We start from the raw sequence: 21519 nt of genomic DNA, 5'->3' as shown, positions 1-21519 counted from the left end.
GGTGTAGGGGCAGACCCATGTGTCTGCCCTGGCGGGGAATGGTGGCGAGGGTGGATAGGTAGCGGCTGGTTGAAGCCCCGATCTTGTCCCTAGCGAAAGTTTTATTTACGGAGAGAGAGAACCATGGCTACAGAAGCATTGGGCTGGTGGGGCGTACCCCTGGCCATTGTCGCCGGTACCCTGCGGGGCAGCGTGCCCTTCCTGTTTGTCAGCCTGGGGGAATGCCTGACCGAAAAGAGCGGCAAGATCAACCTGGGTCTGGAAGGCACCCTGCTGATGGGTGCCATGAGCGCCTACGCCATCTCCTTCCTGACCGGGTCGCCCTGGTTGGGGGTGGTGACAGCGGGGGTGGCGGGCCTGTTTCTCGGGCTGATCCACGGCTGGCTGTCCCAGCAGCCCCGGGTCAATGACGTGGCGGTGGGCATTGCCATGATCATCTTTGGCAGCGGCCTGGCCTTTTTCCTGGGCAAGCCGTTCATCCAGCCCTCGGCCCCCCAGTTGCCCACCTTTTCCCTGGCGGGGTGGACCCAGATTCCCCAGCTGGAGTCGGCGTTGCGGATTAGCCCGCTGTTTATTTTGGGGGTGGCGATCGCGCCTTTGATGCAGTGGTTCTTTCGCTCCACCCGCTGGGGGCTGCTGGTGCGGGCCGTGGGCGATAGCCCTGACGCCGCCCGCGCCATGGGCATCTCGATCTTTAAGGTGCGCATGGCCAGCATTGTGGCGGGCAGCTTTTTGGCCGGTATCGGCGGGGCCTCGCTATCGCTGTTTTACCCTGGCAGCTGGTCAGAGCGCATCTCTAGCGGCCAGGGTCTCATGGCCGTCGCCCTAGTAATTTTTGCCCGATGGAATCCAATTCAATGCCTGTTTGCATCGCTGCTATTTGGCGGTGCCCAGGCGATCGGCCCGGCGATGCAGTCGGTGGGTATTGACGCCTACTACTACCTGTTCAACGCATCGCCCTACATTTTGACGCTGTTGATCATGGTGATCACCTGCTCGCCAAAGCGCACGTTAACTGGCGCGCCGGGAGCACTGGGGCAGGCTCAGGAGTAACAGTTTGCCAACGTCCTTTAGAGCATTTTGTAGAAGTGTCTCGCCCTGTAGGTTGGGTGAAACGCAGTGCAACCCAACAGCGGCAGATTTGTTGGGTGCCGCTACGCTCTACCCAACCTATGGCACTGCCTTTTCTGTGATTGGAGAACCACTATGGGAATTTTTGTTGATGCTGAACCCTACCCCTACCCCTACAACGGCGATCTGCGGCCCGAGAATACGGCGCTGATTGTAATCGACATGCAGACCGATTTCTGCGGCATCGGTGGCTATGTGGACAAGATGGGCTACGACCTCTCCCTCACCCGCGCCCCCATCGAACCGATTGCCAAGCTGCTGGGGGTGATGCGCGATGGCCACTTCACCATCATCCACACCCGCGAGGGCCATCGCCCCGATTTAGCTGACCTGCCGGAAAACAAACAGTGGCGATCGCGCCAGATTGGCGCAGGCATCGGCGACCCTGGCCCCTGTGGCCGCATTCTGGTGCGGGGCGAACCCGGCTGGGAAATCATCCCTGAACTGCAACCCCTACCCGGCGAGGTGGTGATCGACAAACCCGGCAAAGGCTCCTTCTACGCCACCGACCTGGACTTGATCCTCACCCGCCGGGGCATCCGCAACATCATCCTCACCGGCATCACCACCGACGTCTGCGTCCACACCACCATGCGCGACGCCAACGATCGCGGCTACGAGTGCCTGCTGCTCTCGGACTGCACCGGGGCTACCGACTACGGCAACCACCTGGCGGCCCTAAAGATGGTCAAAATGCAGGGCGGCGTCTTTGGCGCCGTAGCCCATTCGGAGGCGCTGATCGAGGCATTGGTTTAGCCCCAAGGAAATTGGTGGGCAGTGCCCACCCTACGGCACCTACGGCTCATACCCTGCGGATTTCTCGATACCGAAATCGGTGCATTGCGGCCCACAGGGAAAAGTGATGAGGAGTCGCGCAGGATTGCAGGCCGCGAATGCACCCTCCATCTCCCCCACCTTCCCCATCCCTCTCCCTACCATCACCTCCATCTCATCCACCCATCCACCCATCCACATCCGGGCAGACACGTGGGTCTGCCCCTACGCCCATCCACGCCTCACCCATCCACCCCCTACCCCCTACTCCCATGCAAACCGCCACCGCCACCCAAACCAAAACCACCCCCCCCGAGCTCGAAGTGATCAACCTGACCAAGCGCTTCGGGACCTTCACCGCCCTCGACCAGGTGTCGATCAAAGTCACCCCCGGTAGTTTCCATGCCCTGCTGGGGGAAAACGGGGCGGGTAAAAGCACCCTGGTGAAATGCATCATGGGCTTTTATACCCCCACCTCCGGCGATGTGTTGATCGACAAACACTCCCGCACCATCGCCAGCCCCAAGGATGCCCACCACTTCGGGATTGGCATGGTCTACCAGCACTTCACCTCGGTGCCCGCCATGACCGTGGCCGAAAACCTGGTGCTCTCCCGCTACGACAGCCCCCAGTGGATCAACTGGAAGGAGGAGTACGATCGCCTGGAAGCCTTCATGGCCACCTCCCCCTTTCAGATCGACCTGCGCACCCCCATCGCCCAGCTGGCGGCGGGCCAAAAGCAAAAGCTGGAAATTCTCAAACAGCTCTACCTCAACAGCCGGGTGCTGATTCTCGACGAGCCCACCTCGGTGCTCACCCCCGACGAGGCCGACGAGGTGCTGGGCCTGCTGCGCGAAGAAGTCACCGCCGGGCACCTGAGCGTGTTGATGATCTCCCATAAGTTTCGGGAGGTGACGGCCTTTACCGACGAAGTTACCGTGTTGCGCAAGGGCAAGCTAGCGGGCCACGGCTACGTGCGCGACCTCACTGTAGCCGACATGGCCCACATGATGCTGGGCGAGAAGCAGGAACCCACCCCGGTCGAGAAAGTCGCCATCCCCGACCCTCACCCGGTGCTGGAACTCAAGGCCCTCTGTGCCGATCGCGACAATGGTCTGCCCGCCGTCCGCAGTATCAACCTGATGGTCAACAGTGGCGAAATCGTCGGCATTGCCGGGGTCTCGGGCAACGGCCAGCGGGAGCTGGTGGAGGTGCTGGCCGGGCAGCGCCCCCGCTCCAGCGGCGACATTCTGGTCAATGGAGAGCCCTACCAGTCCACCCGCAAGGAAATGGCCCAGCACCAGGTCTACACCCTGCCCGAAGAACCCCTGCGCAACGCCTGCGTCCCCCACATGAGCGTGGCCGAAAACATGGCCCTGCGCACCTTTGACAAACCGCCCCAGGCCAAGCGGGGCGGGCTGCTCAGCCTCAGCAATATTCGCCGTATGGCCGAGGGCCTGGTGCAGGTGTTCTCGGTCAAAACGCCGTCGGTGGATACCCCCGTCGGTCACCTCTCTGGCGGCAACGTGCAGCGCACCGTGCTGGCCCGCGAGCTGTCGTCCACTACGATCAACCTGCTGATCGCCGCCAACCCCTGCTTTGGCCTCGACTTTTCCGCCGTAGACTACATCCACACCCAAATCCTCGCCGCCCGCAATCGCGGTGTGGCGGTGCTACTGGTCAGCGAAGACCTGGATGAGTTGCTGAAGCTGAGCGATCGCATTGTGGTGATCAGCGACGGCGACCTGGTCTACGAAAGCGCCACCGCCAAGGCGGATATCAAGGTGCTGGGGCAGCGGATGGCGGGACATTAGGGGAGTGGATGGGTAGGGAGTGGATGGGTCGTAGCAGACCCACGTGTCTGCCCGCCCTAGCGAGAAGCGGTTGACCAATGGGAGAGTCTTGATGGAACCGATTGTTTTGAATGACCTGAAGGCGATCGCCCTCGACCCAAACCTACCCTGGGAGCCGTTTCGCCCTGGGGTGGAGATCCATCGGCTGTACCCTGCCGAACCGGAGGGGGCCGCTGCCGCCCTGCTGCGGTACCAGCCGGGAGCCACCGTGCCCTACCACCTGCACACCGGCTTCGAGCACATTCTGGTGCTCTCTGGCAGTCAGTCCGACGAGAACGGCACCTACTCCGCTGGCACCCTGGTCGTTAATCCCCCCGACACCCGCCACACCGTCCACAGCCCCGAGGGCTGCATCGTCCTCGCCATCTGGGCCAAACCTGTCCACATCGAACCCTAGGGCGGACACACGGATCCGCCCCTACGGCATCGCCCTTCATTCATTTTTGTCGTCGTTTCCCGCTAAGGGCGGACACACGGGTCCGCCCCTACGTTTCCTCCCCGTCACCCCACCCATCCACCCCATCACCCACCATGCCCACCATGCCCACCACCCCTCTACCCGCCCAACCCTACCCCTACCCCCTGCCCGCCACCGGCCTGGCGCTGCTGATCATCGACATGCAGCGGGACTTCATCGAGCCCGGCGGCTTTGGCGATGCCCTGGGCAACGATGTCAGTCTGCTGCGGGCCATCATCTCTAACGTTAAGGCGTTACAGGAGGCGTTTCGCCGCTACAATCTGCCGATTTTTCAGACCGTAGAAGGACATTTGCCCGATCTGTCTGACTGTCCATCGTCGAAGCGCGATCGCGGCACTAGCGCCCTCAAAATAGGCGACCCTGGCCCCATGGGTCGCATCCTGGTGCTGGGGGAACCGGGCAACGGCATCATCCCTGAGCTGGCACCGCTGCCGGGGGAAGTGGTAATTCCCAAGCCAGGTAAGGGGGCCTTTTTTGCCACCGACCTAGAACACCACCTGATCAAACAGGGCATTACCCATCTAGTCATTACTGGGGTGACCACCGAGGTTTGCGTACAGACCACCATGCGCGAAGCTAACGATCGCGGCTACGAGTGCCTACTGGTGGAAGACGCCACCGAGAGCTATTTCCCTGAGTTTAAGCGGGCTACTCTGGAGATGGTGCGGGCCCAGGGCGGCATCGTGGGCTGGACAAGTTGTACTGAAACCTTGTTGCAAGCCCTAGCGCAGCACTACGCAGCACAACCCCTAGAGCCATACCTGTAGCCCACTGTTTACACTCAAGACATTACAGAGCAAACTTCAAAAAAATGGCTCAGGCGTGATTTGAACACGCGACCAAGGGCTTATGAGTCCCCTGCTCTACCACTGAGCTACTGAGCCAGAGTTTAGTTGCTACTAGCAGTCCTAGACTGCGTTTCGCAAACCAACAGTAAATAAACGTATCACAGAATCAGCCACATACCAAGCTTATTTTTGTGGAGCCTGTAGGGTAACTTATCCTGACCAAACCTATGAACATCCCCGGACTGAGCGAAGGCAGTCTGGGGATGCTATACAGTCTCACCTACGAGCCTAACGACTCGGTAGAAAAGCCATCGGATTGACGGTTCCTTGATTAGGCAGGTGCACTTCAAAGTGCAAGTGAGGCCCGGTGCTAAAGCCGGTGCTACCCATCTCAGCAATCTGCTGCCCCTGGCGCACTTGTTGTCCCTGCTGTACCAAGTTCCGATGATTGTGGGCATAGCGGGTCATGCTGCCATCGGGGTGACGGATATCAACCATATTGCCGTAGCCACCCGAGTTCCAGCCAGAACGCTCCACCACCCCTGCTGCGGCTGCCACAATCGGCGTACCCACAGGACCAGCAACGTCAATCCCACGGTGCATTCGACCCCAGCGCCAGCCATAGCCGGACGTAAAGGTGCCGTGGGTGGGCCAGATGTAGCCATTAAATCGCTCGGGAGCCTCTGGGAGGAACTCCCCTGAACTAGGTAGCAACGGCATACTGGGAGATACGGTTTGCCCTGTCGGTAAACTGGGAGTAGCCCGGTAAGCGTCGGGTTCCAGGGGAGCTGCCGCCAAGAGTTGCCGACTGTCTAGTTGCTCAGGTACCTCATCAGCCAGGGAATCAGTGTCCCTAATGTCAGCTGGTTGAATGACACCTGGGCTGATAACGGCAGCCACCGCAGCCTCAGTATCATCAGCTTGGGAGGCATCAGTGACTCGCCACTGGCTGGACTGGGAACTGGCTAGGGTAGCAGGGGTCGAGGCTGTAGCTGTAGCGGATACCGTGTCATGCTCTGGAGAGGCTAAGGCAACAGCTTGATCATCGCTGTAGTATTCCAAGGACACCTGAGGTCGCTCACTAGTCGCTAGGCGAGTACGCTCTAGCTCTTCACGAGCCTGACGAATACGAGCATTCAATTCCTCACGATCCACCAGGCTATTGGCTGACTCTCGGATACGAGCCAGGTGATCTTGAATGACCTGATCTCGAGTACGAGGAGCTGCAGCATTAGGCAAGGCAGCAGATACCCGATCAGCAGAGCGATCAGAGACCTCGTCTATCGAAGCTGTTGCTGTCGGCAGACTAATACTGTCACCAACAGCGATCGCCTCTGGCTGGTCAATGCCATGATTGTGACTCAACAGCTCTTGCAAGGTCACCCCATGGTTAGATGCAATGGTCCACAGGGTATCCCCAGGCTTGACATCATAGCTGCTAGTAGCCGTACCGGTTGGTGTCGCACTCGTCGACGGTAGCTGGCTAGAATCCACCACCCCTGGAGTTAGAACAGCAACAAATTCCTCTTTGGCTACCCTAGCTCCATTGAGGTCATCAGCAGCAGAGTGATCCACAGAGTCAGAGTTAACCGTCTCTGAAGTCGCTTCCGGCTCGACTGAAGTGTTAGCAATAGTGTTAGCAGTGGCCTCAGATGGGGCAGACCGCACAGCCAGGCGAGGCTGTGGAGGCTGTTCATGCAGCGGCAAAGTAGATGGATACCCAGGCGTAGCATCAGAAACCTCGTCTGCGGCTACAACAGAGGTCACCGCTTCCTCAGTAGCGATTTCCTCAGTAGCAGGCACCTGAGCCGAGGCGACTTGGTCCACACCGGCCACATCCGCCACAGACCAATTGTTAGTCGCAGGCTGATCATCAGCGATGACACTGGCATCTGGGGATGAGCTTTCATCTAAATTGGCTGAAGCCAACAGACTGGGGACATCCTCATCAGCTAAGTCTGTGGCGACGTCATCGTCATGCTCGTCTAGATCTAACCCAGCCATTTCTTCGAGTTCTAGCTTATCGGCTGACGCTTTTTCCAAGTCATCAACGGACAAGGCAGATGCCGAAAGGACCAATGTATTGGCAGCTGATAGATCACCACCAACGCCCCCAAGGCCATCGGAACGCAGGGCCAACCGCTGATCCTGACTGACCGTACCGGCGTCAGCCATACCCACAGCGGGGACCCGAATCACCTGACCAGCTCGGAGCACCTCTTCGGGAGAGATGCCGTTAGCTACCTTAATCGAATCGATATCAGCCTGGTGACGCTCGGCGATTTGCCAGAGGCTATCCCCATCTTCGACCGTGTAGTAGGACGCCAAAACAGATCGTTGACCAGATGCACCTCTTGCACCAGACACCTCAACATTGCTTCGAACGGCAGGCAAAACAGCAATTGCTGAGCCATCAGCCGCTAGAGCCATTTCCGGCTCATATAGCAGAGGAGCCGATGCCCCAAAAGACAAAGCAATACCTAACATGGCGGCCGAAGTTTGAACTCGGCGGGAACCTCCTGAAGCTCCTAGCTGAACCTCATTCAAGCTAGATGAATGTGAATCAACCATAGGCTCTTGCAGAAATACGCGTTTCAAGGAACGACCTCCTGTAAACCAGCGCTCAACGAATCAACTTCGTTTGAACTTTCCCACCCACCGGATTGTCAACCTCGAGATCTCCGTAGAGCGACGAGTCAACATCCTAGATGGCGAGCAGAACATTAGCATTACAACAACCGTGAATCAACCAAGCTCTTTTGACTAGGTAAGACTACCTTGCCCAAGTGGCTTAGGCAAGTTTACATGAGTGCTCTAAAAAAGCAATCCCTCACGATTCTTACCGCTTATTCCCAGTGAAGCCAAGCTTAACCGGGAACTTTGCTAACTCAACATACAGGTTTAACCCCTAAAAGAATTTTTCCGCAAGCGTGTTCTCCCTGATCCAGTTACAGCTTGAAAGGCCTGTTGTTACGTCAGTTGGGGCGGCAACATTCTTCAGCATAAAAGGCTGAGAACCTAGTACGGCAAGGATATCTGGGGATCAAGACAGCCCTAAGATAGGGTTATGTATCCATTCAACTAATCCCATAAGTCTGTGACAGGTTCGAGCCATATAAATTTCTTATCTAGCCGTGGCCTGTTTTGTATCCCCGACAACCCCATGTTTTTTTAAGGCGCTTTTCGCTCTACGGCCCAACCTCTAATCCCCTGATTCAGGGGCATGAAACCTGATGTAAGTCTAGGTTTGAAGCAGACAGTAATAGAGGTTACGGCTCTCCACTGGTCTGACTATAAGAGGGGGCATGCGAGCCTCACCACCCATTTTTCCTTGGCACCTACGGTGGGCCGGTGACACTTATTACTGCTTGCGGATGGAGTTGAACCTGCATCACCCCCCTGATTTCATAGGGGCGATCGCCATGAGTGTTTCAAGCTCTAGTCGCCGCTAGGGGTGATAGAGAGGAGAAAATTCAAGCTGTCGCAATGCCTCAAAGAGCCCAATAGCCGCGCTGGTGGCTAAGTTTAGACTTCTAACAGCTGAGCGGGCCATGGGAATGGTGACGGTTTCGTCGCAGGCGGCCAGTACCGTCTGGGGTAGCCCCTCAGTCTCACTGCCAAACAACAGCCAGTCGGTAGGACGATAGTCTAGCTCTATATAGCTACATCGCCCACCGGTACTAAAGGCGATGGTGCGTCCGCCCTGTTGCTGCTGCTGGGTATAGAACTGTTCCCAGTCCTCATAAAGGGCTAGATCGACCTGAGGCCAGTAATCTAGACCGGCTCGCTTGAGATAGCGATCGCTGAGTTCAAACCCTAAGGGACCAACTAAGTGGAGCGGCGTGTGTGTCGCAGCGCAGGTGCGGGCAATATTGCCAGTATTGGGGGGAATTTGAGGCGTAACCAACACAAGATGGGGCATGGCAGCAGGAATAAACCGCGAACGAAATTTGATCGGCAAAACGAGACGAAAGTCTAGGAGCTATAGATTTTATTAATACTTGCTTCTCGGTTGGCCAGCCCCCCTCTCAACTTCTGAATTGACTAGAAAACTCTGGCCAATAGAAAAGCTTAGCTTATAGCCAGTATAAATACGGCAAAGGTAATGGCGGCCTAGATCTAGGCCGCGCAGGGCTCACAGAGGTCCCTGGCAAGTCGCCCTTCATGGGTGCCAACGGCCACGATCGCCCCTTGAATAACGTGCTGGACCGACTGCCCTGACTCGTACTGTCGCAGCCAACGTTGGGCTTCGTTGCCCTCCCGGAGGATTTTCTTGACCGGGCTGAGAAAACAGCTGATGCCATGGGCTTTAGCGATGGGCCAAACCTGGTCGTAGAGCTGTTGAATCCAATCTCGAGCCAGAATCGGACGACCATCCTGCCAGTGGTGCAGTTCAGCGTCCAGACTATGCTTGGCCACGGCCATTTCATTGGCATCACTGAGGGCAACTAAGGCTTGATTGCGGGTGGCCTTGGGTAGGGTGCTCATGACTAAGGGATCCATATCTGGATTGGCCATGAGCTGCATCAGCCGGGCTTCTAGCAGAGCTGTAACCGCTAACAGAGCGATAGGATCGCTAATTAAGTCGCAAATGCGCAGTTCCAGGCGATTAAGGTTGTAGGGGCGGCGATCGCCGTTAGGCCGAACCGAGGACCACAAATGGCGCACATTCTGCATGGTCCCCGCAGCCAGTTGCGCTTCCATCCAACGAATGTGGTGGTCGTGGCTTTCAAATAAGGGAACAACAGCCGGGGTTTTAGGAAATACCTGCCAGCGGCTGGAGTGATAGCCAGTCACTTCGCCAGCCAAAAATGGCGAGGCGGCGCTAAGGGCTAAATACAGAGGGGCCTCTACGCGCACCAGGCGACAGGCCCGCATCAAGGTTTCTGGATCGGAAATGCCAATATTGATGTGGATGCTGGCGGTCACTACGGTGGTGCCATAGGTCTGCTCGATATAGGCATGGTAAGGGTTACCTGGATCCGAACGATGGAATGCGCTCGTGTCTCCTAGGGCGAGGGTACTGCCCGGCACCAGGGTGTAATTGCCAAGTCCCTTCAGGTACTGTCGGAGTTCGTGGCGGGGCCGCACCAGTTCGCATAGTAGTTTTTCGTACTGGCAGAGGGGCGGGGTGGTGTATTCGACGTTGCGGCTGTCTGGCTCCCGCACAAAGCCATTTAGGTCAGCCACAATCCGATCGGAGAGGCCAACAATCTCCCCGGCGGGGGTACCGGTATACATTTCTACTTCGAAGCCTTTTGACAGCAGCACAGTTTTCCTCACTGGGCAAAGCACTCTATATAGATAGTATCGACAGGGGAGCCGTTGAAGCTGAAACTGATGAGCTAAATCGACCGGCTCCCAATGATTTGACTACAAGCTAACGACGCTAGGAAAGTCGGCGGTTTCCAACTCGATGGAACGGTTGGTGGCAAACGCTCGGGCGATAGTGTCACAGCGCTCATTACCAGGGTCCCCGGCATGACCCCGCACATAAACCCACTGCACCGGACGATCCAGGGTTTGATTTACCTCTGCATGGAGCTGATCCATGATCTCCCACAGATCGCGGTTAAGCACCGGCTTTTTGGCAGAGTTTACCCAGCCCCGGCGCTTCCAGCCTTTGATCCACTGGGTGATGCCCTTCAGCACATATTCGCTGTCGGTGTGGAGGGTAATGGGCTGGGTTTGGCCACTGTCGCGCAGGAGGGTTAGCCCAGCGATCGCCGCCTGCATTTCCATGCGATTGTTGGTGGTTTGAGCGTCGCGACCACCGAGTTCGTGGACCCCCCCCTCGGCTAAGTACAACACGGTGCCCCAGCCCCCTGGACCGGGATTTCCGGAGCAGGCACCATCGGTGTAGATTTTTTGAATAATTGACATATTTATGACATTTTCCAATCGCTAGGTCTGTCCCATGATGCTACGAGAGTTGGCTGAATTTGAAGCCTGCGGCTAGATCTTAAGGATATTTACCCCACCACCCGTCAGGATAATCGGTTAATTGCCCACGCTATGGGGCAGTTGGTAGACGGTTTAGAAAAATCGGCCCAAGTGGAACAGGCGATGCCGGATCGCTTAAGGCAATCTCTGGATAACAAAATACCCCCATAGGATGGGCAAAGCTTGCGTGCCCATCAGGTATCTTAGGGGCCTCATTGGGGCCTCGGCCAGTTACCCCTTGCCAGGCGATCTCGGCAGCGGTGACCCAAGTCAGGAGATTGGCCCAGAAAGTCCAGCAACGTATCGGTTACTCTTGCCAGGGTCAGTCTGACTGCTCGTGCCAAGATATGGACATTCTGATCATCGAGTGATCTATGGCTAAGCCGGGTGGCCATAGGGCCATGGGACCATGGGGCAAGGTATCTTAGTGCTATGGCTTACGAACCCCTGCACCACAAGTACCGGCCCCAGACCTTTGGCGAACTGGTGGGGCAAGATGCGATCGCCACGACCCTGACCAATGCCTTGCAGCAGCAGCGCATTGCCCACGCCTACTTGCTCTGCGGCCCTAGGGGCACAGGCAAAACCTCCAGCGCCCGAATCTTGGCGAAATCCCTCAACTGTGTTCGTCAGGACCACCCCACCCCAGAGCCCTGTGGCGTCTGCGAGACCTGCCGCTCGATCACCAACGGCTCGGCCCTCGACTTTATCGAGATCGACGCCGCCAGCAACACCGGCGTCGACAACATCCGGGAATTGATCGAACGAGCCCAATTTGCCCCGGTGCAGTGCCGCTACAAGGTCTACGTTATTGATGAATGCCACATGCTAAGCACTGCTGCGTTTAACGCCCTACTAAAGACTCTGGAGGAGCCGCCCAGCAATGTGGTGTTTGTGCTGGCAACCACGGATCCCCAACGGGTGCTACCGACAATTATTTCGCGCTGTCAGCGGTTTGACTATCGGCGCATTCCCCTGGAGCCGATGATTGGGCATTTACGGGCGATCGCATCCCAAGAAGCCATCGACATCAACGATGAAGCCCTACGGCTCGTCGCCCAGGTGTCCCAGGGGGGGCTGCGGGATGCCCAGAGCTTACTCGATCAACTCAGCCTGCTGGAGCCCCCCATAGAAGCAGATGCTGTTTGGGATCTGGTCGGCGCCGTGCCAGAGCAGGATCTGTTAGCCCTGGTCCAGGCGATCGTCAGTGATAACGGTACGGCCGTGCTTGAGCAAGCCCGTAAGCTGATGGACCGAGGGCGCGAGCCCCTGATTGTGCTACAAAACTTGGCCGGTTTCTATCGAGATTTACTGATTGCCAAAACTGCGGGCGATCGCCAAGACCTGGTAGCCATTACCCCCCCCACCTGGGCCGACATGCAAACCCTAGCCCAAGACCTAGATATTGCTCTGCTGTTGCAGGGGCAGCAACACCTGCGTTCCACCGAAGTGCAGGTGAAAAACACCACCCAACCCCGCCTCTGGCTAGAAGTCTCCCTGCTCGGTCTCTTACCCTCCACTCTGATCAGCGCCCCCACTCCCCAACTCCTCCCCAACTCCTCCCCATCTCCCGCCACTCCCCCACTCCCCCCTTCGACTCCGCTCAGGGCAGGCCACTCCCCCACTCCCTCATCTCCCCCATCTTCTCCACCTCCCCCACTCCCCCACTCCCCCACTCCCCCACCCGCCGACACCCCCGACCCCAACCTCGATCAACTCTGGCTGCAAGTGATCGCTGTACTCGAGCCCCTGGGCACTCGCGCCCTGATGCAGCAGCAGGGTAGCCTGCTGTTCTACGACGGCACCGTGGCCCGCATTGGCATTAGCTCCAAGCCCCTGTTTAAGATGGCCCAGGGCCGGGTAGAAAATATTGAGGCCGCCTTTCAAAAGGTGGTTCAGCAAAAGGTGCAGGTGTCCCTGGAGGTGCTACTCGACCCAAAGCCTGAGGCCCCAGCCCCCAATATTTCTGGGGCCCCAGGTCGGCAGCCAACGACCTCACCGCCGTCTATTCCAGAGTCGCCGCCGCCACCAGTGCCCCACGACCAGGCCGTATCCCCCAGCAACTCGTCCCCTGCGCCGCCCACTATAGAGCCAGCCGCCTCTGCCAATCAACAACCAGCCGCTCCGTTGATGCCAGAAATTGCCAGTGATTTTGACCGGGCTGTGAAAAACTTCGCCCAGTTCTTTAACGGCCAGGTGGTCGATGTCGATATAGATAATGATGTTGATACGCTACTAAAAGAGGGGAGAGCCAACAGCCACAACGGAGCCGCCAGCCAGCCGTCCCACCCCGATCGGGATGTCCCCTTTTAGGTGCTTAACCGAGTCAAAAGTTATTACCCCGGACCTATACCAAGTCCAGTTCAGGATCTGGCGTTTTTCCATAAGCAGAACTCCACGTCTGAACTGGGGCTTGGTTTAATAGGTCCAACAAGAGGCGTATTCAAGGCAGTTGTTCGAGGTGCCCCTAGGGCAGAGCCCAGGCTACTGATCAAAATTGGGGCGGGTGCGGGGGTGCATCACAGCTCGATCTAAGTTTTGTTTAGCCACTGTGTAGGTTGGGTCGAGGCCAATGGCCGCCCGGTAGTACTTGAGCGCTTCGTTGTGATCACCCAGGTACTCAGTAATTTGCCCTAGCAATGTCAGGCCTTCAGGACGGTTGGGGGCCTGCTTGAGCGCTTCTCGGATGATCTCGCGGGCACGATGAAAATCGCTATTTTGGGCCCATTGCTGTGCCCGCTGGATCAACTCGTCGTAGTCTACCGAAACCTCTGGGGAGGGTAAGGGGCGTTGCAATACTTCGGCAACCACTGCTTGAATACGGTCTGCTTCTAAAGGTCGCTGGAGATACCCTGGCGGCTCGTCAATAAAGTCCATAGCACCCTGCTTCATCGCCCCAATAGCGTCTTCTAAGCTACAACCATCGCCGATGACCACTAAACGTAGGGTGGGATACTGGGCAAACAGTGAACCTAGCCGATCGCCTTCAGCTTGTTGCACCATAGCCAAATCTAAAATCAACACATCTGCCATCCGCTGCTGAAGACTGCCTAAAGCTGTATCCCAGTCTTCTACGGCAGAAACCTGGTAGTCACCCGCTTGCAAATATTGTGTAAGTAGCGATCGCGTTTCCGGCTCATGATGAATGACCAGCACATGGGCGCTTGCTTGCTGATCGATCGGTCTACTGGGGGCAGTCGTCATTTCAGATTTTCTAACCAGCCAAAAAGTGGGAAGCCTCACTGTAAAAACAATGGTACTACCTGCCTATATACTACTCAATAAAGCGTTGAGGGGACTGGAGATCTGCCAGGCAGTCAGTTCAGGATAGGGGTAATGTACTCTTAGCTGCTCTGGCTAACAGGTTAACGGTGCCCTAGGTAGTGTTTTCTGGAAAACGTCGCTGTCTATGGCTAAATCGAGTTATTTCGTAGTCGTCGGATGTGGCCGGTTAGGGGCACTGCTGTCAAGCCAGCTCAGTAGCGCTGGCCACAGCGTAGTGACCATTGATATCCAAGATAGCGCTTTCAGGCATCTAGCACTGGAGTTTAGCGGCTTTAAGGTTACCGGAGATGCCACTGAAATGACCGTCTTACGAAAGGCTAATATTGAGCGGGCTGATTGCCTGCTGGCTGTAACCGACCAGGACAACTTAAATTTGATGGTGGCCCAGGTGGCCAAGATCATGTTCGATGTACCAGTAGTCATGGCTCGGGTTTACAATCCGATGCGCGAGGCAATTTACAAAGACTTTGGTATCGCCACCATTAGTCCAACCCAGCTGTCGGCCCAGACGTTTCTGGATATTCTGTCCCAAGATATGCAGATGGCCCTATGAGAGTAATTGTGATTGGGCAAGAAAAGCTGGTCTATTTTCTAGGCAAGCACTTTGTCGCCAAAGGCTATACTCTGACCTTGATTACCCCTAACCAAGCGGAGGCGATCGCCTTATCTCACAAGCTCAAGGCTACGGTGCTCCATGGTGATGGCAGCGACCCGGCTGTGCTCGAAGATGCCGGAGCTTATCGGGCAGATGTCTTGCTAGCCCTCACTGCCCAAGATGAAGATAATTTGGTGACCTGTCAAATTGCCCAAAAGCGGTTTGGCATACCTCGCACCATTGCCCTGGTCAATGACCCCGATAACCAACCCGTGTTTCGTCAGCTAGGGGTATCGGTAGTCTTTTCAGCTACAGAAATCCTAGGGCATCTGATTGAGCAGCAGACCGATTACCAAGATATTAAGGCACTGGTTCCGGTTGCCGATGGCAATGTTCAGCTAGTAGAACTCACCCTCCAGGGACACCACCTGGCCGTAGGGCAGACCCTACAAGACCTTAACCTTGGCGAGGCTATCATTGCCTGCATTGTGCGCCAGGGAAATTTACTCATCCCCAAAGGTAGTAGTCGCTTAGCCGCTGGCGATCGCCTGGTGGTGGTTAGCCGGGCTGAGACCTACGAGGCGGTCTACAGCGTGATCGTAGGAGAGACCAGCTAAATGGGGCGCTATCAAACATTTCTGCGCCAACGTTATCGGGCGATCGCTGCCTATACCGGTCTTGTCTGCCTGATTGCAGGTGTTGGTATTTTGTCGCCACTGCTGGCCTTACTGGCTTACCCGGAAGAGTGGACGCTGGCGATGGGGTTTTTGCTGCCAGGGGGCCTGCTCATAGGATTGGGTGGAGCAGCCTGGCAAGGGTTACGCCCTCGCAATGGAGCCAGCCTTACCCTACAAGAGGGGTCTGTGATTGTGGTAATGGCCTGGATACTGGCCATTCTGGCTGGAACAGTACCTTTTTTGAGGATCTCAGGGCTTAGCTTTACCCAGGCCCTATTTGAATCGACCAGTGGCTGGACCACTACCGGACTGTCAGTAGTGGATGTCACCCAAGCCCCTCGGCTGATCTTGCTGTTTCGTAGTGTTACCGAATTGCTTGGCGGTGCCGGGTTAGCGATAATCACCCTGAGCGCGATTGCCGGGCCGTCGGGTTCAGGGCTATCGAGCGCTGAGGGTCGCAGCGAACAGCTAGCCCCTAATGTGCGCCGCTCTGCCAAACTAGTACTAAAGATTTATCTTGGCTACATAGCCCTCGGTATCCTGGCATTAGTGCTCGCAGGGATGGGCTGGTTCGATGCGGTCAACCATGCCTTTGCTGCCCTATCTACGGGTGGCTTTTCTACCCAAGATGAATCAATTGGCCATTGGGATAGCGCTCTGATTGAAGCTGTTACGCTGGTCCTGATGCTGCTAGGCAGCCTTAGCTTTGTCACGAGCTATTTTACCTTGACCGGCAGATTTCAGAGTTTGTGGCGAGACGGTCAGGTACGCCTACAAACTGTTCTAATTGGTATTAGCACGCTAGTGCTTCTAACTATTGTGGCTTTACCAATCTACAGCGGTTTGGACAAGGCCATTCGGGTAGCATTATTTGAAACAGTCTCAGCCCTTACTACAACCGGTTTTTCGACCGTGGGCTATGACGACTGGGGTAGCTTAGGCTGGGGGATGATGATTTTGCTGATGCTAGTCGGCGGTGGTGCTGGTTCCACAGCTGGGGGCATCAAACAACTTCGTATTTATATGCTCTACCGCAGTCTGCTGTGGGAAGTTCAGCAGATGTTGAAACCGGATCGTGTCGTCGGTGAACCCTCCTTATGGCAAAGTGACCGTCGTCAGTTTCTGAAGGATACCCAAGTTCGGCAAGTCGCCGTTTTTATGTTCCTTTACCTCGCTACCTTCAGCCTGTTCACCCTGATTATGTCCGCCCACGGCTATGCCCTAGACAAGAGTCTGTTTGAGACAGCAAGCTCTATCGGCACCGTGGGTCTATCGGTGGGGGTCACCGCCCCTGACGCCCCTGTCACCTTGCTCTGGACCCAAATCGCTGCAATGTTTTTAGGGCGGCTAGAGTTTTTTACGGTATTTGTGGGCTTAACTCGGATGTTGCGCGATATGGGTCCGGTCTTGTCCAGGAAGTAGTCTCCAACCCTAAATCAGCCAAAGGTGCTGCCGTTCCAGCCCCACATGGCCCCCGCCGCATCGGCAAACTCAATGTAAGTGCGGTTTTGGGGCACCCCCAGGGCGCTTTCCACCTTGGCGCAAAAATCTTGACTCATGGCTTTGGTTTTACTGCCGCCCATGGTGCCGACACTCTTGATTTCGATGTAACAGACTGGGTCGGTAGTGCCCCCAAAGGTCATCGGCACATCAGCATCAAAGGCGGTCATGACGTAAGACTCTGACTTGCCAAGATGGTCAGACAGGCTGGCGGACAGGTCTTTTAGCATGGCCTCTACCTGGGTTTTGTCGGGGGCGGGTACCGAAGTTTGTACTTTAATCAGAGGCATGATGGTCCAGTGGTAACGTCTTAGATCAGCATACCGCTAGGGTTGAGTCCCAAAAAATAATGACGGGAGGTGGGACTTGGGGTTCACGACGCAAGGTGCAAGGTATACGGTAAGGCGAGCCGTGAACCGCAGACCGTGAACCGTAGACCGTGAACCGTGCACCGTCACGTCCGGCTTGACAGACCATGTTAAGGCTCAGGCCGGTTTGCTCAGAGCCAGCAAGGCCACACACCCTGTCACCAGCGCTACCCCGGCCCCCTGGATCAGGGTGAGCTGTTCTTGTAGCCCCACCCAAGCTAGCACAGCGGTTAACGCCGGATTGGCAGCCCCCAACATGGCCGCGGCCGTGGCCCCTACCAGGCGAATGCCCAGATTGTTGAGCACATGGCCAGTCACCGTTGCGATCGCCGATAGCGCCCCACCCATCCACAGAGCCGTCCAGGCCAGACCACTCAGGTCACTGCGCCAGACCAGGAGGCTACCCGTGGCCAGCACCAGGGTAGTGGCAAAGCTGATTGTCGTAAACGGTACCGGGTGAACGGTTTCAAACGCCCTTTGGGCTGTTACCGAATACAGGGCATAGGCCAGCCCAGAGGCCAAGCCAAAGATTACCCCCAGCCAGCTATCCACCGTTGTGCCATCCTGAGGCATCGTGAGACTGCTGCCTAACAAGATCACCCCCATAATGATCCAGCGCAGGCCACTGGGACGGTGGCCAAACCAGGCCCATGACAGCAATGCCGTGTACACCGGAAAGGTGAAAAATAGGGCCAGGGCAATGCCAGCAGCAACCCGACCAATGGCCACATACAGCAGCGCCAGGTAGCTAAACATCAGCACCCCACCCGTCAGGGCCAGGATCAGGTCTGGACGAGAGCGGGGTTGATGCAGTTGACGCAGATCAGACCACAAGCGTGGGTAGACCAGGGGCAAAAGCCCTAGCATCAGCGGTACACCAACGGCCATCCGCATAAACAGCAGCAGAAACGAATTAGCCAGGGTCGGAGCCACAAAGCCCCCAGTTTCCAGGTGACCCAGCAAGCTGGATGGGGTGAACAGCACCCGCACAATTAAATTCTGGCTACAGAAGAAAACCCCGGCCAGCAAAACAAGCCCATAGCCCACAGTCTGCGCTACTCCTGAAAATCATTGATATCCAGGGTTATCCTCTCATATGTGGATGAGGCGTCCCTAAGCCTAGTACCGCTACGCGGAATTAAAAATGCAAAGTTCAAGGTGAAAAATTGTGGCTGCCCAAGGATTTTAAGCGTCCTGAACAATAGACTGATTTCTGCCTCAGACCAGTAGTACCCGGTGGCATAAATCGGCCAACCCGTCATGTTACCTGTCACCTAGCACCTGACACCCCCAGCAAAGGTGGCCATATTTCGGCCAGGCAGTACTAGTGGTCTGTCAAGCCAAAGCTGATGGGCTGAGCCCCTAAAGACAGTCGTCGACAGCCACCCAAACCAGGGGGGTTTCGGTGTCGTCACGCCAGCGCACCCAACCCTCGGCACTACCGGAACCAGGCAGCGGCGTACAGCCATTGGCGGGCTGAACCACCCGCACCCGCAGCCAGTCATCTGCAACTTCTAGGGGTTCAATCAGGCTATTAGGCCCCACTAACGCTTGCAGCGAGGCGCTGGCACTGGGGGCAGAGCGCACTGGCTGAGACACACCCAAACGCCGAAACTCAACCCGATCTACCGCTGGCAGGTAGTCTTCCCAAGCCTCAACCACTAGGGTATTGGCCCCTAGATTGAGGTGGCTAACATGGGCCCAGGCACTGCCGGCGGGGGTGTACTGAAACTCAAACCAGCCATCATCGCGCAGCTCGAGCACTGGAAAGGTGTAGAGTCCCCGGTTGACCTGCACCATCGAAAAAGCCGCATCGCGACCAATGGCCAAGGGGTCATGCCCGTCAGACAGCAACCAGCCATTAACTAACCAGCCCCAGGGATCCCCTTCAGGGGCCGCATAAATGGGCAAAGCTGTGCCTCGCAGCCAGCGGGCGTTGAGCAAGGGACTGTTGCGCCAGTTGTTACCGGCTAAGGAATCCAGGTCAGCCGGTCGCAGATGACCAATGCCAAGGTCATCATTAGGCTGGGGCATAAGCCCGACGATACCGTTTTCGTCAGGCTCAATGGCGGTAGGAATATCAGCAGGCAGGGCCGGTACCGTGGGCCGTTGTTCTGATGCTTGATGTTGCTTCGGCTGCCCGGTGGTGGTGGCGGCAGTGGTATGCGTCCCCGCCGAGGGCGATGGGGTGGCCATGGCCTGTTGGGCGATCGCCCCTGACATCAAGATAACGCTAGCAAGCGCTGTGCAGCTGATTTCCCTCAAGTGGTGGATGATCGGACGGTTGATGGGCCTAACCATAGCAACGGCAGTAATTCAAGTAATTCAATGGCGGGGGGTAACGGTACGAGCCTGATCCCAGATTGGTTAATATCGGGTCAGACAGGTTATGTCTGGGATTCATCTTTTCCTTATTGTGCCCTATGAGACATCCCTAGGGATGAAGTTTCTATCAGGACTATCACTCTTGCCTGAGGATATTGAGATATAGAGTAGCCCTACGTCCTCAAGCGTCAGCGAGTTGACGGCCTCTTGGCGGCAAACTATACCTGGGATCACCTTTTTCAAACAACCTCTAAAGATAGCGGTAGCATTCTAGTGCAGCGTTAGGGAGCCCCCCATCATGCGCCGTTTTTTTGTCAAAGCTCCCCATCACTTGGCGATCGCCTGTCTCACGGGCCTGCTCTTGGCCCAACTGCTAGGCCTGGCGGCCTGGTGGTGGACCTGGCCCCAGGCCCAGCCGACCCTGCTGTCGTTTGTGGTGCCGCTGGATGAAGCCGCCGCCTGGCAGCCGTTGATTGCTGAGTTTGAAGCCCAAAACCCTGACATTCGGCTGCAACTGGTGGAAGGCACCTACAGTACGGACCAGGTCAAAGCCATCTATAGCGCTGATCTGAGTAGCGGTAGCCCCCAGCATGACCTGGTGTATATGGATGTGGTCTGGCTGCCCTGGTTTGCCAGTGAAGGCTGGCTGCAAGATCTCTCTACCCTATTGCCCGAGGATGAGCTGGCCGCCTTTATCCCCAGTGAGTTAGCGGCTGGGCGCTATGGGGACCGTCTGTACCGGCTACCCTTTCGGGCCGATGTGGGGCTCTTGTTTTATAACACTGATCTGCTGGCCCAGGTGGGGGCCGAGCCACCCCAAACCTTTGCCGACTTGGTGGCCCAGGCCCAGGGGACCCAGGCCCAGGGGACAACCTGGGGCTATCTCTGGCAGGGGCGGGAATACGAGGGGCTGGTGGCCAACTTTGTGGAGGTCTTGGCCGGCCACGGGGGGTTTTGGCTTGAACCCAGCACAGAGGAGGTGGGGTTGGATCAGCCAGCGGCGATCGCGGCTGCCCAGTTTTTAGCCGACACCATTCGCCAGGGAATTTCCCCCCAATTGGTCACCAGCTATGGGGAAACGGCGTCGTTTAATCAATTCCTGGATGGCCAGAGCCTGTTTGTGCGCAACTGGCCCGCCTTTTGGCAGTTGGCCCAGCAAGAGGAGTCGCCCCTGCAGCACCAGGTTAACCTGGCCCCCATGGTTGCCACCTCTGGGCGGAGGTCCCAGGCCTGCCGGGGGGGATGGGGATTTGGCATTCCCCGCAATGCAGCTCACCCCCAGGCGGCGGAACGGGCGATCACCTATTTCACCAGCGCCGCTGCCCAACGCCAGTTTGTGCTGGGCTCGGCCCATTTACCCAGCCGCACGGCCCTGTTTGAGACCCCGGAAATCGTGGCCCAGTATCCCTTTTTCCCTCAGATCTTAGAGATTCTGGAGCATAACTCCGTCTTTCGGCCCCAGATTCCCCAGTATGACCAGGTGTCGCGGATTTTGCAGGCCCACCTGTGGCAGGTATTGGTGGGGCAGACCACCCCCGAGGCGGCAATGACGGCCGCAGCAGCAGAGACACGGGCATGGCTGAGCGACCCAGAGCAATTAGTTCAGTAGGGTTAACAACCCGGTTGCTTCGTCACTGCCCTAACGGCATGACTGGCCTTCTGGCCCAGAAACCGGGGTTCTGTACCGGAGTTCTAGAAGCATCGCAGGTTGGGTGGAACGCCATGCAATACTGTTCGGATAAACAGAATTTCAGTATATTTGCACTGTTCTGACAGAGCAGGTGTATGGTGCAACTCAAGGA

General features: G+C 56.8%; 18 protein-coding genes and 1 tRNA gene. 10 read left to right on the top strand and 9 right to left on the bottom strand.

Going from position 1 to position 21519, the window contains the following annotated elements:
• The first annotated feature begins 123 nt into the window (after nucleotides 1–123).
• The 5 genes from E1H13_RS08560 (at nucleotide 124) to E1H13_RS08540 (ending at nucleotide 5003) form a co-directional block, all read left to right on the top strand.
• Nucleotides 124–1053 carry an ABC transporter permease gene (locus E1H13_RS08560; protein WP_169612995.1) on the top strand — a complete coding sequence of 310 codons (930 nt, stop codon included), beginning with the start codon at nucleotides 124–126 and terminating at the stop codon, nucleotides 1051–1053.
• Nucleotides 1054–1206: 153 nt separating this feature from the next.
• Nucleotides 1207–1887, top strand: a complete 681-nt coding sequence (locus E1H13_RS08555; protein WP_169612994.1) for an isochorismatase family cysteine hydrolase — start codon at nucleotides 1207–1209, stop codon at nucleotides 1885–1887.
• A 290-nt stretch (nucleotides 1888–2177) separates the two neighbouring features.
• Nucleotides 2178–3719, top strand: a complete 1542-nt coding sequence (locus tag E1H13_RS08550) for an ABC transporter ATP-binding protein (RefSeq protein ID WP_169612993.1) — start codon at nucleotides 2178–2180, stop codon at nucleotides 3717–3719.
• A 91-nt stretch (nucleotides 3720–3810) separates the two neighbouring features.
• Entirely contained in the window at nucleotides 3811–4155 is a 345-nt protein-coding gene (locus tag E1H13_RS08545) for a cupin domain-containing protein (RefSeq protein ID WP_169612992.1), read from the top strand.
• A gap of 143 nt (nucleotides 4156–4298) precedes the next feature.
• A complete protein-coding gene (locus tag E1H13_RS08540) occupies nucleotides 4299–5003 on the top strand; it encodes an isochorismatase family cysteine hydrolase (RefSeq protein WP_169612991.1) in 705 nt (234 codons plus the stop codon).
• 45 nt (nucleotides 5004–5048) lie between these two features.
• On the opposite strand, the gene E1H13_RS08535 is transcribed toward E1H13_RS08540, so the two are convergent.
• From E1H13_RS08535 to rnhA, 5 genes are all read right to left on the bottom strand, one after another.
• A tRNA-Met gene (locus tag E1H13_RS08535) sits at nucleotides 5049–5120 on the bottom strand.
• A gap of 192 nt (nucleotides 5121–5312) precedes the next feature.
• Nucleotides 5313–7352, bottom strand: a complete 2040-nt coding sequence (locus E1H13_RS08530) for a peptidoglycan DD-metalloendopeptidase family protein (RefSeq protein ID WP_169612990.1) — start codon at nucleotides 7350–7352, stop codon at nucleotides 5313–5315.
• 1120 nt (nucleotides 7353–8472) lie between these two features.
• Entirely contained in the window at nucleotides 8473–8946 is a 474-nt protein-coding gene (locus E1H13_RS08525; protein WP_169612989.1) for a tRNA (cytidine(34)-2'-O)-methyltransferase, read from the bottom strand.
• Between the two features lie 197 nt (nucleotides 8947–9143).
• Nucleotides 9144–10295 carry a glutamate--cysteine ligase gene (gene gshA / locus E1H13_RS08520; RefSeq protein ID WP_169612988.1) on the bottom strand — a complete coding sequence of 384 codons (1152 nt, stop codon included), beginning with the start codon at nucleotides 10293–10295 and terminating at the stop codon, nucleotides 9144–9146.
• A gap of 102 nt (nucleotides 10296–10397) precedes the next feature.
• Nucleotides 10398–10907, bottom strand: coding sequence for a ribonuclease HI (gene rnhA / locus E1H13_RS08515; RefSeq protein ID WP_169612987.1), 510 nt, complete (start codon nucleotides 10905–10907; stop codon nucleotides 10398–10400).
• 492 nt (nucleotides 10908–11399) lie between these two features.
• Between rnhA and E1H13_RS08510 the strand changes: the two genes are divergently transcribed.
• Nucleotides 11400–13280, top strand: coding sequence for a DNA polymerase III subunit gamma/tau (locus tag E1H13_RS08510; RefSeq protein WP_169612986.1), 1881 nt, complete (start codon nucleotides 11400–11402; stop codon nucleotides 13278–13280).
• Nucleotides 13281–13451: 171 nt separating this feature from the next.
• Here the strand turns inward: E1H13_RS08510 and E1H13_RS08505 are convergent, their stop codons facing one another.
• A complete protein-coding gene (locus E1H13_RS08505) occupies nucleotides 13452–14171 on the bottom strand; it encodes a response regulator (protein WP_169612985.1) in 720 nt (239 codons plus the stop codon).
• 205 nt (nucleotides 14172–14376) lie between these two features.
• On the opposite strand from E1H13_RS08505, the gene E1H13_RS08500 reads away from it, so the two are divergent.
• Genes E1H13_RS08500 through E1H13_RS08490 form a run of 3 tightly spaced genes read left to right on the top strand, consistent with a single transcriptional unit; the run spans nucleotide 14377 to nucleotide 16946 of the window.
• Complete coding sequence (locus tag E1H13_RS08500; RefSeq protein ID WP_169612984.1) at nucleotides 14377–14805, top strand: TrkA family potassium uptake protein; 429 nt, start codon at nucleotides 14377–14379, stop codon at nucleotides 14803–14805.
• Nucleotides 14802–15464, top strand: a complete 663-nt coding sequence (locus tag E1H13_RS08495) for a TrkA family potassium uptake protein (RefSeq protein ID WP_169612983.1) — start codon at nucleotides 14802–14804, stop codon at nucleotides 15462–15464. Before E1H13_RS08500 ends, E1H13_RS08495 begins: the two co-directional genes overlap by 4 nt.
• A complete protein-coding gene (locus E1H13_RS08490) occupies nucleotides 15465–16946 on the top strand; it encodes a TrkH family potassium uptake protein (protein WP_169612982.1) in 1482 nt (493 codons plus the stop codon).
• Nucleotides 16947–16960: 14 nt separating this feature from the next.
• Here E1H13_RS08490 and E1H13_RS08485 read toward each other — a convergent pair whose 3' ends face one another.
• From E1H13_RS08485 to E1H13_RS08475, 3 genes are all read right to left on the bottom strand, one after another.
• Nucleotides 16961–17314, bottom strand: a complete 354-nt coding sequence (locus E1H13_RS08485; protein ID WP_169612981.1) for a phenylpyruvate tautomerase MIF-related protein — start codon at nucleotides 17312–17314, stop codon at nucleotides 16961–16963.
• Between the two features lie 195 nt (nucleotides 17315–17509).
• Entirely contained in the window at nucleotides 17510–18439 is a 930-nt protein-coding gene (locus tag E1H13_RS08480; protein WP_169612980.1) for a DMT family transporter, read from the bottom strand.
• Between the two features lie 315 nt (nucleotides 18440–18754).
• Nucleotides 18755–19693 (bottom strand): hypothetical protein, encoded by a 939-nt coding sequence (locus E1H13_RS08475; RefSeq protein WP_169612979.1) that lies wholly within the window; start codon nucleotides 19691–19693, stop codon nucleotides 18755–18757.
• Between the two features lie 322 nt (nucleotides 19694–20015).
• On the opposite strand from E1H13_RS08475, the gene E1H13_RS08470 reads away from it, so the two are divergent.
• Nucleotides 20016–21326 (top strand): ABC transporter substrate-binding protein, encoded by a 1311-nt coding sequence (locus E1H13_RS08470; protein ID WP_169612978.1) that lies wholly within the window; start codon nucleotides 20016–20018, stop codon nucleotides 21324–21326.
• The last annotated feature ends 193 nt before the right edge of the window (nucleotides 21327–21519 follow it).

This window comes from Nodosilinea sp. P-1105 (assembly GCF_012911975.1).
GTDB lineage: Bacteria > Cyanobacteriota > Cyanobacteriia > Phormidesmidales > Phormidesmidaceae > Nodosilinea.
The sequence above is the reverse complement of the archived record's forward strand: the minus strand, read 5'-3'. Positions and strand labels throughout refer to the sequence as shown.

Coding starts and splice junctions, on each gene's coding strand:
- E1H13_RS08560 (WP_169612995.1), top strand. CDS start 124: ATGGCTACAGAAGCATTGGGCTGGTGGGGCGTACCCCTGGCCATTGTC.
- E1H13_RS08555 (WP_169612994.1), top strand. CDS start 1,207: ATGGGAATTTTTGTTGATGCTGAACCCTACCCCTACCCCTACAACGGC.
- E1H13_RS08550 (WP_169612993.1), top strand. CDS start 2,178: ATGCAAACCGCCACCGCCACCCAAACCAAAACCACCCCCCCCGAGCTC.
- E1H13_RS08545 (WP_169612992.1), top strand. CDS start 3,811: ATGGAACCGATTGTTTTGAATGACCTGAAGGCGATCGCCCTCGACCCA.
- E1H13_RS08540 (WP_169612991.1), top strand. CDS start 4,299: ATGCCCACCACCCCTCTACCCGCCCAACCCTACCCCTACCCCCTGCCC.
- E1H13_RS08525 (WP_169612989.1), bottom strand. CDS start 8,946: ATGCCCCATCTTGTGTTGGTTACGCCTCAAATTCCCCCCAATACTGGC.
- rnhA (WP_169612987.1), bottom strand. CDS start 10,907: ATGTCAATTATTCAAAAAATCTACACCGATGGTGCCTGCTCCGGAAAT.
- E1H13_RS08510 (WP_169612986.1), top strand. CDS start 11,400: ATGGCTTACGAACCCCTGCACCACAAGTACCGGCCCCAGACCTTTGGC.
- E1H13_RS08505 (WP_169612985.1), bottom strand. CDS start 14,171: ATGACGACTGCCCCCAGTAGACCGATCGATCAGCAAGCAAGCGCCCAT.
- E1H13_RS08500 (WP_169612984.1), top strand. CDS start 14,377: ATGGCTAAATCGAGTTATTTCGTAGTCGTCGGATGTGGCCGGTTAGGG.
- E1H13_RS08495 (WP_169612983.1), top strand. CDS start 14,802: ATGAGAGTAATTGTGATTGGGCAAGAAAAGCTGGTCTATTTTCTAGGC.
- E1H13_RS08490 (WP_169612982.1), top strand. CDS start 15,465: ATGGGGCGCTATCAAACATTTCTGCGCCAACGTTATCGGGCGATCGCT.
- E1H13_RS08485 (WP_169612981.1), bottom strand. CDS start 17,314: ATGCCTCTGATTAAAGTACAAACTTCGGTACCCGCCCCCGACAAAACC.
- E1H13_RS08475 (WP_169612979.1), bottom strand. CDS start 19,693: ATGGTTAGGCCCATCAACCGTCCGATCATCCACCACTTGAGGGAAATC.
- E1H13_RS08470 (WP_169612978.1), top strand. CDS start 20,016: ATGCGCCGTTTTTTTGTCAAAGCTCCCCATCACTTGGCGATCGCCTGT.